This window comes from Thioclava sp. F34-6 (genome assembly GCF_002213235.1).
In the GTDB taxonomy this organism is placed as follows: Bacteria; Pseudomonadota; Alphaproteobacteria; order Rhodobacterales; family Rhodobacteraceae; genus Thioclava; species Thioclava nitratireducens.
The window spans coordinates 104,745-119,040 of record NZ_NBOA01000006.1 but is presented as its reverse complement, the minus strand read 5'-3'; the positions used below and the strand labels follow the sequence as shown (position 1 = coordinate 119,040).

Here is a 14,296-nt window from a genome sequence, read left to right as displayed (position 1 = left end):
CGCAGCCTCAGATCGGCGCGCAGGCGGTTTGCAGCCACGCCTTGGCGCCCTCGCTGACCTTGGGCCCGATACGCTCCAGAACCTCGGCGTGATAGGCGTTGAGCCAGTCGCGCTCCTCGGGGCCGAGCAGATCGATGTCGATCAGGCGGCGGTCGATCGGCACCCAGGTCAGCGTCGAGAAAGAGAGCTGGTCGCGGTTGTCGCCCTTGGCCTCGGCCTCTTCGGTGAGGATCAGGTTCTCGATCCGGATGCCGAATGCGCCTTCGCGGTAATAGCCCGGTTCGTTCGACAGGATCATTCCGGGTTCGAGCGGCAGGGTCGAGACGCGCGAGATCCGCGCGGGGCCTTCGTGCACGCAAAGCGCAGCGCCGACGCCGTGGCCTGTGCCGTGATCGTAATCCCAGCCCTCGGCCCACAGGGGCGCACGGGCGAGCGCATCGAGATGGGCCCCCGCCACGCTGCGCGGGAAGCGCGTACGCGACAGTGCGATCATGCCCTGCAACACCCGGGTGAAGGGACGTTTGGCGTCTTCCGGTACATCGCCCACGGCGACGGTGCGGGTGATGTCGGTGGTGCCGTCGACATATTGCCCGCCCGAATCCACCAGCAGCAACTCACCCGGTTTCACGGGGCGGTTGGTGTCCTCGTTCACGCGGTAATGGACGATCGCGCCATTGCCGCCCGCGCCGCAGATCGTCTCGAAGGAGATGTCGAGCAGCGCATTGGTATCGCGGCGGAAGCCCTCGAGGGCTGTGACCACGTCGATCTCGGTCAGCTGGCCTTTCGGAGCCTCCGCGTCGAGCCAGCTGAGGAATTCGACCATCGCGGTGGCGTCGCGCAGATGGGCGGCTTCCATGCCCGCGATTTCGGCTGCGTTCTTGCGCGCTTTCGGCAGAATGCAGGAATCGCGCGCCTCAACGATCTTGGTGTCGTGATCGGCCAGCAGCAGAGAGACAGCGAGCGGCGCGCTGTCGGGGTCGACCAGCACCGGTCCTTCGATCGCTTCCAGCGCGGCGGTCAGGCTGTCGGGCGGCAGGATCGAGACCCCGTTGCCCAGATGGGCGCGCAGATCGGCGTCGAATTTCGCGTCATCGGCGAAGAGCTTCACCGTGCCGTCGTCGAAGAGTACCGCGAAGGACTGAACCACCGGGTTGCGGGGGATATCCGCGCCGCGAATGTTCAGCAGCCAGCAGATCGAATCCGGCAGGGTGAGCACGGCGGCCGCGATATCCTCTTCGCGCAGGTCTTCGGCCAGACGCGTGCGTTTCTCCGCCGCAGTCTCGCCTGCGAATTCCGCCGGATGGATGCGGGCGGGCTCGGCGGGCGGAGCAGGGCGGTCGTCCCAGACGCGGTCCACGAGGTTCTCGCTCTCGATCAGCGCGATGCCGGTGCCTTCAAGCCCCTCGCGGATCTTCGCGATCTCGGATTTGGTGTGCAGCCACGGGTCGAAGCCGATCTTGGCGCCTGCATGGGCGTTTTCCGTCAACCAGTCGGCTGGTTTCACCTCGGGCCAGCTCACCGGCGTGAAGTGGTCGAGCGAGACCTCGGCGCGTACCTGCACCCGGTAGCGGCCATCGACGAAGACGCCTGCGATCTCGGGCAGCGCGATGCAGAAGCCCGCCGAGCCGGTGAAGCCGGTCAGCCAAGCCAGACGCGCATCGCAAGGCGCGACATATTCGCCCTGATGTGCATCGGCGCGAGGAATTATGAAGCCGTCGAGCCCGGCTGCGGACATGGCTTCGCGCAGCGCCGCCAGCCGGGGCGGGCCCAGTTCGGGGCGCGATTGCACCGAGAAATCCTGAAACATCAGATAGCCTTCTTGATCCCGAGGAAGCGGGCGCGGGCCCGCGGATCGCTGTCGAAGAGGGAGGCGAGCTGTTCGGTCATGGCGCCCGCCAGTTGCTCCACATCGGTGATCGTCACCGCGTGCTGGTAATAGCGCGTCACGTCATGGCCGATGCCGATGGCGATCAGCTCCACCGCGCGGCGGCGCTCCACCATGGCGATCACGTCGCGCAGGTGTTTCTCCAGATAGATCGCAGGGTTCACCGACAGCGTCGAGTCGTCCACCGGTGCACCGTCCGAGATCACCATCAGGATCTTGCGCTGCTCGGTCCGGGCGAGCATCCGGCGATGCGCCCATTCCAGCGCCTCGCCGTCGATGTTCTCCTTCAGCAGACCTTCCTTCATCATCAGGCCCAGATTGGCCCGCGTCCGGCGCATCGGCGCGTCGGCCCGCTTGTAGATGATGTGGCGCAGGTCGTTGAGGCGTCCGGGGCTTTGCGGGCGGCCATCTGCAAGCCATTTCTCGCGCGATTGCCCGCCTTTCCAGGCGCGGGTGGTGAAGCCGAGGATCTCGACCTTCACGTCGCAGCGCTCCAGCGTGCGAGCGAGCACGTCGGCGCAGATCGCCGCGATCGAGATCGGGCGACCCCGCATCGAGCCGGAATTATCCAGCAGTAGCGTCACCACGGTGTCGCGGAACTCGGTGTCCTTCTCGACCTTGAAGCTGAGCGGCGTTGTCGGGTTCGCGACGACACGGGCCAGGCGGCCCGCATCGAGCATCCCTTCCTCGCGGTCGAATTCCCACGCACGGTTCTGCTGCGCCTGCAGGCGGCGCTGCAGCTTGTTGGCGAGCCGCGAGACAGCCCCTTTCAGCGGGTCCAGCTGCTGATCGAGATAAAGGCGCAGACGCTCCAGCTCGGCCGGTTCGGCCAAGTCCTCGGCGGCGATCTCCTCGTCGAATTCGGTCGTGTAGACCACGTAATTCGGGTCGGCCTGCGAATGCGGCGGGGGCGGCGGCGGCTCCAGCGGCGCATCGGTCTGCGGCATATCCATCTCGTCGCTCATTTCCTGATCGGCGAGATCGTCGGAGCTGACGGAGGTCTGGGTCTGGTCGTCCTGCGCTTCCTGGCTGGATTCGGGCGAGGCCTCGGCGTCGTCGTCTTCCTGCTCGTCGCGGGCCTGCTCTTCGCCCTGTTCCTCGTCGGCGTTCTCTTCCTGCTCGTCCTCGGCGTCGTCGCCCATCTCCTCGTCGGGATCGTCGCCCAACTGATCGGCATAACCGAGATCGGCGATCACCTTGCGGGTGAGGCGCGCAAAGGCGGCCTGATCGGCAAGGACGTGTTTGACGTTTTCCAGATCGTCGCCCGCCGATTGCTCGATGAAGGGGCGCCACAGATCGAGTACGTTATCCGCGCCGGGCGGCAATTTCCGGCCGGTCGCCAGTTCGCGCACGAAATAACCCGCAGCGACCGAGAGCGGCGCTTCCTCGGGAGCGCGAATCTGGGCGTAGCCCTTGCGCTCTGCCTCATGGGCGATCTTGGCGTCGATATTCGACAGGGTGCCCGGCATGTCGCGCGCGCCCAACGCTTCACAGCGCGCGGTCTCCATCGCCTCGTAGATCGCGCTCGCCAACTCGCCCGACGGGGCGTAACGGCTGTCGATCTTGGCGTCGTGGTGACGGCGGCGCATCGCCATCGCATCGGCCGTGCCGCGCGCCAGCAGAACCTCGTCGCGGCTCATCCGGCGCGAAACCTGCGGCAGGCGCATCGTATCGGCGGTCATTCCCGAAGGATCGACCGTGTAGCTCACCGTCATGTCGGGCGCGTCGGCCATCGTCTTGGTGGCTTCGGCCAGCGCCTTTTTGAAGGGATCCGCGGGGTTGTCGGAAGGCTTGCTCATGGCCTCAGATAAAGCACCGCGCGCGCCGACCCGCAAGAGCCGATCGCGTAAGAGGGCGATGCGGCGCGGACTGGCAGCGCCGCCTGCGCGGTTCCCGCATTTGACGCGCGACACTCGTTCGCATCCGCACATAACTCCCGGTTGGAAGCGGACGATTACGTCTTAGGTTAACCCGCAACACGGACAGCACGTCTCCCCCCCGTGGCCCTTCCTCCCCCGAGGGCCTTCCCGTGCGACATACCGGAAAGGAGTTCGACATGAGCGAGACCCTGAATATCGGCCTGATCGTCGGCACGACCCGCGAAGGTCGCTTCGCCGACCGCGCGCTCGAATGGTTCGAGACCAAGATCGCTGCGCGCGACGACATGCGCTACGAGGTTCTGGATCTGCGCGAAGCCGCGCTGCCCTTCTTCGACGAGGCAGGCCCGCCCGCCGCGAAACCCGTGACCAGCGAGAACGCGCGCGCTTGGGGCGAAAAGCTCAAGGAATTCGACGGGTTCATCGTGGTGACGGCGGAGTACAACCACTCAATTCCCGCGACGATCAAGAACGCTTTCGACTACGCGTTCGAGGGCTGGCGCCGCAAGCCGCTGGGCACCGTCGGCTATGGCGGCGTGGGCGCGGCCCGCGCGGTCGAGCATCTGCGCCTCGTCGCGATCAATTTCGGCATGGTGCCCGTCGCGGGTGCGGTCAGCATTGGCGGTGCTGATTTCGTGAAGGCCTCGCAGGGCACGCCGATCGCGGAACTGGGCGACCATCTCGACGGTCCGGCGAAAACGCTGCTCGACGACATGGCCTTCTGGGGTCAGGCGGCGAAACTTGCCAAGATCGAGGCAGAAAACCGTCAGGCCGCGTGATCCGACCCCGCCTGTTTTTCGTAGTTAGTTGAGTAACGAGTACCAGCCCGGCCTTTGCGCCGGGCTTTTTTGCGCCGCTCCTCGCGAAGAGGTCGCAGCGCGAGCGGTTACTGGAAAAGCCCCGAGCAGATCATCGGCATCCAGTCCGCGCGCAGCGTACTCAGCGGGAAGGCGCGACGATCCTGCGAGCCTTTCGCCTCCTGCCCGCGCCGCGTCATGACGTAATCCCCATTGAGCAGGTTGACGTCGCAGGTGCCGGTATTCTCGTTATCGATCCGGTCGTAGAAGCTGTAGCTGTAGCCCGAGACGACAAAACCACCATTGCGCCACGCGATGGAATAGGTGCTCTCCCATGGGTTGCGCCCGATGCCGATCTGCTCGGAATGCAGCTTGAACGCGCCGTTCGGAAGCGGCTCGAGAGATGGCGTCTGGCCGCCTGCCTGACCGGAGAAGACAACCCGCTCGACCGTCATCTCGCGCTTCAGTCCGAAGGTCGGATCGCCGAGATAGACAACCAGATCGGCTGCATCCGCACCGTTCTGCACCAGCATCGCCGCATCCTGCGTGCCGTCGCCGTTCCAATCGCCGGTGAGCGCCGCGAAAATCTCGCCATCCTTGGGCGCCTCCTGGGCTGCCGCTGCGAAGGGCAGCAGCGCCGCGAGAAGCACGCCCCGGATCGCGAGGCGCGGCATCACGAGGCGATGGCCGCCGCCGATTCCGGCAGCTCCTCGTCGAAGAGGCGCTGGTAGAACTCGGCCACGGTCTGACGCTCCAGCTCGTCGCACTTGTTGAGGAAGCTCAGGCGGAACGCGTAGCCGATATTGTCGAAGATGCGCGCGTTCTGGGCCCAGGCGATCACCGTGCGCGGCGACATCACCGTCGAGAGATCGCCATTCATGAAGGCGGTCCGCGTCAGGTCGGCCACGGTCACCATCTGGCTGATCACCTTGCGGCCCTCGGCCGTGTTGTATTGCGGGTTCTTCGACAGAACGATCGCGACTTCGGCGTCGTGGCTGAGATAGTTCAGCGTCGAGACCAGCGACCAGCGGTCCATCTGGCCCTGGTTGATCTGCTGGGTGCCGTGGTAGAGGCCCGTCGTGTCGCCCAGACCCACCGTGTTCGAGGTCGCGAACAAACGGAAATAGGGGTTCGGCGTGATCACTTCGTTCTGGTCGAGCAGCGTCAGCTTGCCGTCGGCTTCCAGCACCCGCTGGATCACGAACATCACGTCGGCGCGGCCCGCATCATATTCGTCGAAGACGATCGCGGTCGGGTTGCGCAGCGCCCATGGCAGGATGCCCTCGTGGAACACCGTCACCTGCTTGCCATCGACCAGCTTGATCGCATCCTTGCCGATCAGGTCGATCCGGCTGACGTGGCTGTCGAGGTTGACGCGCACACAGGGCCAGTTCAGGCGGGCGGCGACCTGTTCGATATGGGTCGATTTCCCGGTGCCGTGATAACCCTGGATCATCACGCGGCGATTATAGGCAAAGCCGGCGAGGATCGCCATCGTGGTGTCGGGGTCAAATTTGTAGGTGGAGTCGATCTCCGGCACGCGGTCGGTGCGCTCTGCAAACCCTTTGACCTTCATGTCGGAATCGAGGCCGAACACCTCGCGCAGGTCGATTTCTTCGGTGGGCTTGGCGGTCTGGTCGAGCATCGCGGACGTCCTTTCGTGGTTGGGTCGATTTGTGAACCATCGCGCGCAGGCGTGCAAGGGGGCGATGGTGCGCGATGCGCGGGGCTTTTATCGGCCCGTTCCCGCCAGTGTGGCTTGGAGTGAGTTGACCCGGACCCGGCATCCGCTAGAAAGACGCGAAAGCTTGAGGTGCATCATGCAGCATTACGAATACAAGGTCATCCCGGCGCCCGCGCGCGGCGACAAGGAGCGCGGCCTGAAATCCGGCGCCGACCGTTTCGCCCATGCGCTTTCCGGCGTGATGAACGAGATGGCGGCGCGCGGCTGGGAATACCTTCGCGCAGAGACCCTGCCTGCGGAAGAGCGCACCGGCCTGACGGGTAAGTCCACGGTCTATCACAACCTGCTGGTCTTCCGCCGCCCGACCAGCGCCGATCCGGCGCAGGCGATCGGTGCACATCCCGATCCCGAGGCTGCGGCGAATGACGAGGACGCGCCCGAGGCCAAGCGCCGCGCGCTTCTCGCCGATGCGCCCGAGGGCCGTGCGCCGAAACTGCGCGCCAGCCGCGACGGGTCGTCAGGCGACGGGGACTGACCGTTACGGACAGGGCGAAGGTAGGGCGGCTTGGAACCGGACCAATCCACCCGAAACGTGCCGCGCGCCCGCACCGGCGCGCCAGTCGCGTTGCCGTCGCGACGCTCCTTACTCGCCCTTGATCCGCGCAATTAGCGGCCCCATTTCCGCCCGACCCCCTTTCAACATCCGTCATTTCCAGTAGACTGCGTGACCCGACTCGGAGGCAGGCCCAAATGCCGCCCCGAAGTGGCATTCGGGCAGCAGGCAAGAGGCAAGCATGAGCAACAGCGATCCTTTCGGCTTCAACATTTCGGCCGCGGCGGACAAGAAGCGCCGCTCGCGTGGCAGACGCGGCATGTCGGGGGCTTTCGAGACCTCGACCCGGATCTGCGACAAGGAAGGCTGCAACGAGCCGGGCAAGTACCGTGCGCCGAAAAGCCCGAAAATCCTCGACGACTACTACTGGTTCTGCAAGGACCACGTCCGCGAGTACAATCTGAACTGGAATTATTTCCAGGGTCAGTCCGAGGAGGAATTCCAGGCTTTCCTGGACAATGCGACCGTCTGGGAGCGACCCACGAAGCCCTTCAGCAAGGCCAAGGAAGAGGCGGGCTGGGCGCGTCACGGCATCTCGGACCCGCATGAGATCCTCGGCGACAACGCCACGAAGAACCCGGGCCGGACGATGGGGCGCAAGCTGCCGCCGACCGAACGCCGCGCGCTCGACATTCTCGAGGCGAAGGACTCGATGTCCAAGGCCGAGATCCGCAAGTGCTACAAGGCGCTGATCAAGGTGCTGCACCCGGATATGAACGGCGGCGACCGCTCGCAGGAAGAGATGCTTCAGGAAGTCGTCTGGGCCTGGGACCAGCTGAAGGACAGCCGCAACTTCAAGTGACGGCAGGGGGGGCTCTGCCCCCCGCGCTGCGCGCGTCCCCCGGGATATTTTCGCAAACCCGAAGCAGAGAGGCGCGCTCAAATCCTCGGGCTTGCCGAAATATCCCGGGGTGAATGCCGCAGGCAGAGGGGCTGCGCCCCTCGCACCCGTTGCCATCGCGCGCCCTTCCCATTCCGTGCCCCCGCCCCATCTCTAGGGGAGGAGGTGCTTCATGAATCCGTTTCCGAGTCTGTCCGCCGCTCTGGCGCTCGCCCTGAAGATCCCCGTCCTCTCGAGCCTCGGCCTTGCGCCCCTCGCCGCGCCTGCCGCCGCGCAGAACGTGGGCGAGAAGCCGATAAGCCGCGATCTTCCTTTCGCCCTCAAGCCGGTGGCGCTGCTGGAAAACCCATGGGCGATCGCGCCCTTGCCCGACGGATCGGTGCTGGTGACCGGCAAGGCGGGCAAGATGTGGCATGTCACGGGCGGCGGGGCGCAGGCGGTGGCCGGCATGCCGGAGGTGCAATATAGCGGCCAGAACGGGCTGCTCGATGTTGCGGTGCCACCCAATTTCGCTGAGACGCGCGAGGTCTATATCACCTATGTCGCGCCGGATAACGCGCTGCATCTGGCGCGTGGGGTGCTGGATGGCACCCAGCTCACGCAGCTGAAGACGATCTGGCAGCAGACGCCGGGCGGGCGTGGCCAGCCGGGCGGGATCGTCGCCTTCGGGCCCGACGGAATGGTTTATCTCACGGTCGGCGACCGGATGCAGCCCGACACCGCGCAGGACCCGGGCAACCCGCGCGGCAAGATCCTGCGCCTGACCCGCGAAGGTCAGCCCGCGCCCGGCAATCCCCATGAAGGGGCGGGCGGTGTGCGCGCCGAGACGTGGACTGAAGGGCACCGCAACCAATACGGCCTCGCTTTTACGCCGGACGGCAAGCTCTGGGAGCACGAGATGGGCCCGCGTGGCGGCGACGAGCTGAACCTGATCGAGAAGGGCAGGAATTACGGTTGGAACGCGGTCTCGAACGGCCGACACTATTCCGGCCAGCCGATCCCGGATCACGACACGCGGCCCGAATTCGCTGCGCCGAAGCTCTGGTGGACGCCGGTGATAGCGCCGGCAGGGCTTGCGGTCTATCAGGGCCGCGACTTTCCCGACTGGCAAGGCGATATGCTGATCGGCGGGCTCGCCGGGCAGGGGTTGGCGCTGGTGGCGGGCGACGGCTCGGACCAGATCGCGCGCTGGAACCTGCAGATGCGTGTGCGCGACGTGGCCGTGGGGCCCAATGGCGAGGTCTGGATCATCGAGGACGCGGGCGAGGGCGCACTCTATCGGCTGATGCCGAAATGAGCTTGCCCGGCGCTTGACCGGAAACGGCGGTGCGCGCATCCGAGCGCGGCGCGGTCGGAATTGGCGAAGGTCAGGCAGGGGGCCCCGCCTTTCCGTTTGCGGGCTTATATTCGGCCCAGCCAAGGCGCGCCTTATTCTCGCCCCGGCGCATCGCCAGATCAAATCACCAGACGATGCCGCCGCACAGGGAGATACCCACGAGCACGGGTTCCGATTGGCTTGCCTCGGACTATTCGCGGTGGATCTGGAACGGCGCCCAGCTCTGGCTCACCGGCATGATCTCGATCGAGTTGATGTTCACATGCGCGGGCAGGGCGGCGACCCAGTAGATGCTCTCGGCGATATCCTCGGGCTGCAGCGGATCGGCCCCGGCATAGAGCTTGTCATAGGCTGCCTTGTCGCCGCCGGTGCGCACGAGGGTGAATTCGCTCTCCGACAGACCCGGCTCGATCGAGGTCACGCGCACGCCAGTGCCCGACAGGTCCGAGCGCAGCCCAAGCGAGAACTGCTGCACGAAGGCTTTCGTGCCGCCATAGACATTGCCGCCCGGATAGGGCCAGTTCGCCGCGATCGAGGCGAGGTTCACGATCAGCCCGCGGCGCGCGATCAGCCGATCCAGCGTGAGCCGCGTCATCACCGCGAGCCCGGTGATATTGGTGTCGATCATCGCGCGCCAGTCATCCAGATCGCAGTCCTGCGCAGGCGCGGTGCCGCGCGCGAGGCCCGCATTGTTGATAAGCGCGTCGATCTGCGCGAAACCTTCGGGCAGGCTGTCGAGCGCTGCACGCGTCGCCGCCTCGTCGCGGATGTCGAAGCACAGGGGATGCGCGACCTCCGGTCCGCCGAGTGCCTCGACCAGCGCGTCGAGCCGTTCCTGACGGCGCCCGGTCACGATGACCTTCCAGCCCTCATGGGCGAAACGGCGGGCGATTGCGTCGCCGAACCCTGCGGTGGCTCCGGTGATGAGGGCGGTCTTGGTCATGAAGGGGCCTTCCTGTCTTTCTGCCTGTCGGGCCACGCGTCTCGGCGCGGCGGTCGCGGCCCGCTTGTGTTCGTGGTCTGCCGGTGCGACAGGGCCAGTCGGGAATTTCCCACGGGGCCATTCCTGCGCGCCTGATCGGCGGTTTCCGCGGCACGATAGGGGCAGGGGGCCGGAACTGCAATTTCACGGGCGCGTGACGGCGTCCCTGTCGCCCGCGTCCCGGCAATCAGCTCTCGGGATGAAGCACCTTCGCGAAACCGGTGCGCACGACCTCGCGGATCACCTCGGCGAAGACCGGCGGAATGCGCGCGCTGCGCCGGGTCACGAGCCCGATCGAGCGCATCACCCGCCCGCGCCGGAACGGCACGAGGGCGATATCCCGTCCGGCTTGCTCGACCTCCGAATGGGCATAAAGCGCGGGCAGGAGCGTGATGCCCATATTCATCGCCACCATCTGGCGCAGCGCATCGAGGCTGCTGCCCTCGTAATCCTGCCGCAGGGTGGTTTTCATCTCGCGCGCCAGCTCGACAAGCTGGGCATGCAGCGAAAACCCGTTCGACAGAACGAGCAGCGTTTCGCCCGCAAGGTCGGCATCCTCGACGTTTATCTTCTCCGCAAGGCGATGATCCCCGGCGACGGCAAGCTGGAGGGGTTCGCGGAACAGTCGGGTGACGGTGAAATCCGACGAGAGCACCGGCAGCTGCGTCAGGACCAGATCGAGGCGGCCCGCGCGCAGATCGTCGAGCAGGGCGCTCGGCTGCCCGTCGCGGATGAACAGGCGCAGCTCGGGGTGCTCGGCGTGGAGCCGTCGCACCACGCTCGGCAGCAGATAGGGCCCGAATGTCGCCGATGCCCCGAGCCGATAGGTCCCGGCAAGGCCCGCGCGTGTATGTTCGGCGAGGCCCGCAAGGGCTGCGACCTCGTCGAGAATGGCGTCGATCCGCGCACGCACCTCGCGCCCGGCAGCCGTCAGCACCGCGCCGCTGCGTCCGCGTTCGACGAGGGCTGCACCGAGCGTGTCCTCGAGATTGACGATCTGCTGGCTCAGCGAGGGCTGACTCACGCCGACACGCTCGGCCGCTTTGCGGAAGTTCCCGGCATCCGCGAGGGCGCGGAAATATTCGAGTTGGCGCAGGGTCGGCAGGCGCGGCTTATCCATAGGAATTTCCGATCATAACTTCAGGATACTTAGGATTGAGCTTACCAGCCCGCAACCCCAACTCTGATCTGTCGAGGGGGCCTTGAGGGAGCGCGAATGACGGAGGCGGCGGATAGTGTCCCCCCGCAGTCTCCCCGCGAGGATCCCCCCTCGGCACGAGTAAACCCCAATCTTTACAGGAGTTTAGAGATGAGCCTTTCGGATCGGACCCATGCCGCCATCGCGGCCCGTATCGCAGCTTTGCGGGCGCGGCATCGCGACCTCGATGCACGTGTGGAGCAGGAGCAGAAACGGGCCTGGCGCGACATGAGTGTTCTGCAACGGCTCAAGCGGCGTCGCCTGCGTCTGAAGGACGAGCTGGGCCGCTACGAGGGGCTGCTGCGTACGCTCGCGCGTCGGCGTCTGCCCGGCTGATATCGTTTTTCTCCGGTCCCGGCGCGCGCGTGACGGGGCCCTTTTCGCGAAAGGAACTCACATGGCATCCCGAACCGACCCGTTCCTCCCCTACCGTTTTCTCAAGAGCGCGGAAATTTCCGAGCTGGAAGAGGCGCTGTGTCACAGGCATATCAGGCGCGCCCCGGTCGCGCGCGCAACATGTTCCGAGGCGTGGTTCGATCTCTTCGATGACCCGTGCGAACGGGACGCAGAGGTCAGAGGGCGTGCCCTGCGCTGATCGCTTCATGCTATCATCCGGCTCGGGATGCGGCGGTTGCCGCGTGGTCGCTTGAGCGTGGAAAGGTAGGGAAGCTGCATGGCTCTTTGGATATTCGCCATCCTCGCCATCGGGCTTTTCGGCCTTTTCGCGAGGCGGCGTCTCGATCGGCGCGCCGACCGCGCAGAGATGGCGCGACTGAGCGCATCGCAGCCTGTCGATCCGCCGCGCTTTTCTGCCGATATGGTCGCCGATCTTCCCGAGCCCGCGCGGCGATTTTTCACCTTCGCCATCGCGGAGAGGACGCCGCTCTACACCGTCGCACGGCTGGAGATGCAGGGACAGTTCGGCATGGGTGACAAATCCGCCCCAAGCTACATGCCGATGCGCGCCACGCAGGTGCTCGCCGCGCCACATGGCTTTGTCTGGGCGATGTCGGGCGGGTCAGGCGGGATGCGTCTCAGCGGCTCCGACAGCGACAAATGGACCCGGTTCTGGGTCGCCGGGCTCGCCCCCGTGGCCCGGTTCGGCGGCAACCCGGATCACAAACGCTCCGCCTTCGGTCGCTACGTGGCCGAGGCAGTGTTCTGGACGCCCGCGGCAGTGCTGCCGGGCCCGAATGTGACCTGGGAGCCGGTCTCGAGGAACATCGCCCGGATGACGATGCGGCATGACGGGTTGGAGCAGGCGGTCGACCTCACCGTCGCCGAGAGTGGCCGGCCGGAGCAGGTCTGCTTCCAGCGCTGGAGCAATGCGAACCCGCAAAAGCGTTACCGCCTTCAGCCCTTCGGCGGCTATCTCTCGGAGTTCCGTAATGTCGACGGGTTCCGATTGCCGACCCATGTGGAAGCGGGGAACAACTTCGAAACCGAGGACTATTTCCCCTTCTTCCTCGTCGATGTGACCGAAATCCGCTTTCCCAAGTGATTGTGTCGGCCTGTGCCACATCGCCTCATGGCCGTGCCTCACCGGGGACCACTTCAGTCACGGCGCCCGCGCGCGTGAACATCTTCTCGCGCTTCCACCAGACGACCAACGCGGCGACGCCCACCAGTATCCAGGTGTCCCAAGGCTGCGCATCCGGCCAGAACGGATTGATGAGCTGCCAGTGAAACAGCATCGGAAGCAGCAGGCTGCCACGCGCCGCGTTGAAAATCGGCGTGACCAGAACCGCGAGGGTGATATTGCCGATGAAGAAGGGCAGGTAGCTCCACTGCGCGAAGACCACGCCGGCGAGGTAGAAGGCGGGCAGGTGCCAGATGCCCCAGATCGCGCCGATCAGCACGCCGGCCCAGAACGGGGCGACATGGCGCTGCAAGAGCGGTTGTGCGACGCCGCGCCAGCCGAACTCCTCGATAGGTCCGAGAAGCAGCATCATGAACATCACGCTGACCGTCGCGCGCACGCCCTCGGGCGGCATCGGCGCAAGCAGGGGCCCGCCCTTGATCAGTGAGCCCGCCATGAAGACGAGCGGGATCACGAGCAGGATGAAGCCCCACCACGAGACCGGGCAGTGCCAGATCAGAAGGCGCGACAGGAACCGGCGCAAGTCGCCAAGCCCGGCAGAGAACAAGACCACCGTGAACCCTGCGATTGCCGGAGCCCAGGTTGCGAGGAAGAAAAGTGGGTGGGAGCCGCTGATCTGGCCGAACCGCGCGGTCATTTCTGCGGACAAGAAGATGTAGCTGCCGATCACGCCCCAGGTGATCGCGAAGGTCAGCGCGAGAAAGGCGAGCAAGGCGCGCGCGGTGGCGTGCAGGGGCAGGTCTTCGGGTGCGATTGGCATTCGGCTGACCATGGATGTGCGTTCAGGGACCGCCCTACCATCGTCATTTTCCGCGCCGAAATCCTTGTTCTGGGTCAAGCGCATCGCGCCAACGATGACCCGGCGCGTCCTACGGCGCCATGAACCGCCGCCGCGCCTCGACCGCGATGTTGTAGCGCTGTTCCAGATCGGCGATCAGCGCCATAGCGACGCGCTTGGCCTCGTCTCCCTCCGCCTCCCGGTAGCTTTGCTTGGCCGCCTCCAGCAGCTTCTTGAGTTTGAACTCCTCGGGCAGCGCGCCGGCTTCGGCCATGATCCGGGCGGCCACGGCGGTCGCCATGTCGGTAAATGCCTCGCCCGAGCGATCCGGGAGCGGCTTGCCCTCGCCGGAAAGCCCGCTCAACTGGCCCTCCGCAAGGGCCTTCTGGATTTGCCGCTCGACGAGGCGGTTCAGGGATTGGCTCATGCCGCGTTCCTACCGTTTCCGAGCACCGCGGGAGGCGCGGTACCCTCGCGAGCATAGCCCACTTCTGGCGATGCCAACACTCAGACTTCCGTGCGAAACCTGTGACAGGGCGGCGCGCGGGCTCAGGCTAGTCGCGCGAATTGCGGCAGTTCCCAAAGCCCGTCCGCGACCGCCGCGCCGACCTGCAACTCGCATCCATAGCTGCGACTGAGGATCGGCGTTCATCGAGGGGTCACGCAACAGCGGCGTGCCCCCGCGAGACATGTAGATAGGAAACC

At 65.8% G+C, this 14,296-nt stretch carries 14 protein-coding genes; 6 read left to right on the top strand and 8 right to left on the bottom strand.

The genetic code is table 11. The features are described from left to right. Window positions 1-7 precede the first annotated feature (7 nt). Together B6V72_RS13760 and cobT are read right to left on the bottom strand one after the other, a co-directional pair. The gene (locus B6V72_RS13760) at window positions 8-1,807 is read right to left on the bottom strand and encodes an aminopeptidase P family protein (protein ID WP_088735815.1); all 1,800 of its coding nucleotides are present in this window, start codon (window positions 1,805-1,807) and stop codon (window positions 8-10) included. After that, window positions 1,807-3,684, bottom strand: a complete 1,878-nt coding sequence (gene cobT, locus B6V72_RS13755) for a cobaltochelatase subunit CobT (RefSeq protein WP_088735814.1) — start codon at window positions 3,682-3,684, stop codon at window positions 1,807-1,809. The genes B6V72_RS13760 and cobT overlap by 1 nt, the downstream gene beginning before the upstream one ends. 257 nt (window positions 3,685-3,941) lie before the next feature. Between cobT and B6V72_RS13750 the strand changes: the two genes are divergently transcribed. After that, window positions 3,942-4,541 carry an NAD(P)H-dependent oxidoreductase gene (locus B6V72_RS13750; protein WP_088735813.1) on the top strand — a complete coding sequence of 200 codons (600 nt, stop codon included), beginning with the start codon at window positions 3,942-3,944 and terminating at the stop codon, window positions 4,539-4,541. A 107-nt stretch (window positions 4,542-4,648) separates the two neighbouring features. Here B6V72_RS13750 and B6V72_RS13745 read toward each other — a convergent pair whose 3' ends face one another. Both B6V72_RS13745 and cobS read right to left on the bottom strand, forming a co-directional pair. Beyond that, window positions 4,649-5,233 (bottom strand): hypothetical protein, encoded by a 585-nt coding sequence (locus tag B6V72_RS13745; RefSeq protein ID WP_088720223.1) that lies wholly within the window; start codon window positions 5,231-5,233, stop codon window positions 4,649-4,651. Further along, window positions 5,233-6,204 carry a cobaltochelatase subunit CobS gene (gene cobS, locus B6V72_RS13740; RefSeq protein ID WP_075775590.1) on the bottom strand — a complete coding sequence of 324 codons (972 nt, stop codon included), beginning with the start codon at window positions 6,202-6,204 and terminating at the stop codon, window positions 5,233-5,235. Before cobS ends, B6V72_RS13745 begins: the two co-directional genes overlap by 1 nt. A gap of 175 nt (window positions 6,205-6,379) precedes the next feature. On the opposite strand from cobS, the gene B6V72_RS13735 reads away from it, so the two are divergent. From B6V72_RS13735 to B6V72_RS13725, 3 genes are all read left to right on the top strand, one after another. Then, the gene (locus tag B6V72_RS13735) at window positions 6,380-6,778 is read left to right on the top strand and encodes a DUF4177 domain-containing protein (RefSeq protein ID WP_088720224.1); all 399 of its coding nucleotides are present in this window, start codon (window positions 6,380-6,382) and stop codon (window positions 6,776-6,778) included. Between the two features lie 259 nt (window positions 6,779-7,037). Then, window positions 7,038-7,658: a DnaJ domain-containing protein gene (locus tag B6V72_RS13730; RefSeq protein ID WP_075775588.1), complete on the top strand. Its 621-nt coding sequence runs from the start codon at window positions 7,038-7,040 to the stop codon at window positions 7,656-7,658. A gap of 211 nt (window positions 7,659-7,869) precedes the next feature. Further along, on the top strand, window positions 7,870-8,994 hold the full coding sequence (locus B6V72_RS13725; protein ID WP_088735812.1) for a PQQ-dependent sugar dehydrogenase: 1,125 nt from the start codon (window positions 7,870-7,872) through the stop codon (window positions 8,992-8,994). 229 nt (window positions 8,995-9,223) lie between these two features. Here the strand turns inward: B6V72_RS13725 and B6V72_RS13720 are convergent, their stop codons facing one another. Together B6V72_RS13720 and B6V72_RS13715 are read right to left on the bottom strand one after the other, a co-directional pair. Then, window positions 9,224-9,976, bottom strand: a complete 753-nt coding sequence (locus tag B6V72_RS13720; RefSeq protein WP_088722601.1) for an SDR family oxidoreductase — start codon at window positions 9,974-9,976, stop codon at window positions 9,224-9,226. A gap of 226 nt (window positions 9,977-10,202) precedes the next feature. Further along, window positions 10,203-11,135, bottom strand: a complete 933-nt coding sequence (locus tag B6V72_RS13715; protein WP_088735811.1) for a hydrogen peroxide-inducible genes activator — start codon at window positions 11,133-11,135, stop codon at window positions 10,203-10,205. A gap of 189 nt (window positions 11,136-11,324) precedes the next feature. Here B6V72_RS13715 and B6V72_RS13710 point away from each other — a divergent pair, with 189 nt between their 5' ends. Together B6V72_RS13710 and B6V72_RS13700 are read left to right on the top strand one after the other, a co-directional pair. Then, the gene (locus B6V72_RS13710) at window positions 11,325-11,549 is read left to right on the top strand and encodes a DUF465 domain-containing protein (protein ID WP_075775584.1); all 225 of its coding nucleotides are present in this window, start codon (window positions 11,325-11,327) and stop codon (window positions 11,547-11,549) included. Window positions 11,550-11,886: 337 nt separating this feature from the next. Then, complete coding sequence (locus B6V72_RS13700) at window positions 11,887-12,714, top strand: DUF6544 family protein (protein ID WP_088735810.1); 828 nt, start codon at window positions 11,887-11,889, stop codon at window positions 12,712-12,714. 25 nt (window positions 12,715-12,739) lie between these two features. Here B6V72_RS13700 and B6V72_RS13695 read toward each other — a convergent pair whose 3' ends face one another. Then, window positions 12,740-13,573 carry a CPBP family intramembrane glutamic endopeptidase gene (locus tag B6V72_RS13695; protein WP_206185801.1) on the bottom strand — a complete coding sequence of 278 codons (834 nt, stop codon included), beginning with the start codon at window positions 13,571-13,573 and terminating at the stop codon, window positions 12,740-12,742. Between the two features lie 109 nt (window positions 13,574-13,682). After that, entirely contained in the window at window positions 13,683-14,018 is a 336-nt protein-coding gene (locus B6V72_RS13690; protein ID WP_088720231.1) for a DUF1992 domain-containing protein, read from the bottom strand. Window positions 14,019-14,296 lie beyond the last annotated feature (278 nt).

Coding starts and splice junctions, on each gene's coding strand:
- cobS (WP_075775590.1), bottom strand. CDS start 6,204: ATGCTCGACCAGACCGCCAAGCCCACCGAAGAAATCGACCTGCGCGAG.
- B6V72_RS13750 (WP_088735813.1), top strand. CDS start 3,942: ATGAGCGAGACCCTGAATATCGGCCTGATCGTCGGCACGACCCGCGAA.
- B6V72_RS13735 (WP_088720224.1), top strand. CDS start 6,380: ATGCAGCATTACGAATACAAGGTCATCCCGGCGCCCGCGCGCGGCGAC.
- B6V72_RS13700 (WP_088735810.1), top strand. CDS start 11,887: ATGGCTCTTTGGATATTCGCCATCCTCGCCATCGGGCTTTTCGGCCTT.
- B6V72_RS13760 (WP_088735815.1), bottom strand. CDS start 1,807: ATGTTTCAGGATTTCTCGGTGCAATCGCGCCCCGAACTGGGCCCGCCC.
- cobT (WP_088735814.1), bottom strand. CDS start 3,684: ATGAGCAAGCCTTCCGACAACCCCGCGGATCCCTTCAAAAAGGCGCTG.
- B6V72_RS13710 (WP_075775584.1), top strand. CDS start 11,325: ATGAGCCTTTCGGATCGGACCCATGCCGCCATCGCGGCCCGTATCGCA.
- B6V72_RS13715 (WP_088735811.1), bottom strand. CDS start 11,135: ATGGATAAGCCGCGCCTGCCGACCCTGCGCCAACTCGAATATTTCCGC.
- B6V72_RS13690 (WP_088720231.1), bottom strand. CDS start 14,018: ATGAGCCAATCCCTGAACCGCCTCGTCGAGCGGCAAATCCAGAAGGCC.
- B6V72_RS13730 (WP_075775588.1), top strand. CDS start 7,038: ATGAGCAACAGCGATCCTTTCGGCTTCAACATTTCGGCCGCGGCGGAC.
- B6V72_RS13745 (WP_088720223.1), bottom strand. CDS start 5,233: ATGCCGCGCCTCGCGATCCGGGGCGTGCTTCTCGCGGCGCTGCTGCCC.
- B6V72_RS13695 (WP_206185801.1), bottom strand. CDS start 13,573: ATGCCAATCGCACCCGAAGACCTGCCCCTGCACGCCACCGCGCGCGCC.
- B6V72_RS13725 (WP_088735812.1), top strand. CDS start 7,870: ATGAATCCGTTTCCGAGTCTGTCCGCCGCTCTGGCGCTCGCCCTGAAG.
- B6V72_RS13720 (WP_088722601.1), bottom strand. CDS start 9,976: ATGACCAAGACCGCCCTCATCACCGGAGCCACCGCAGGGTTCGGCGAC.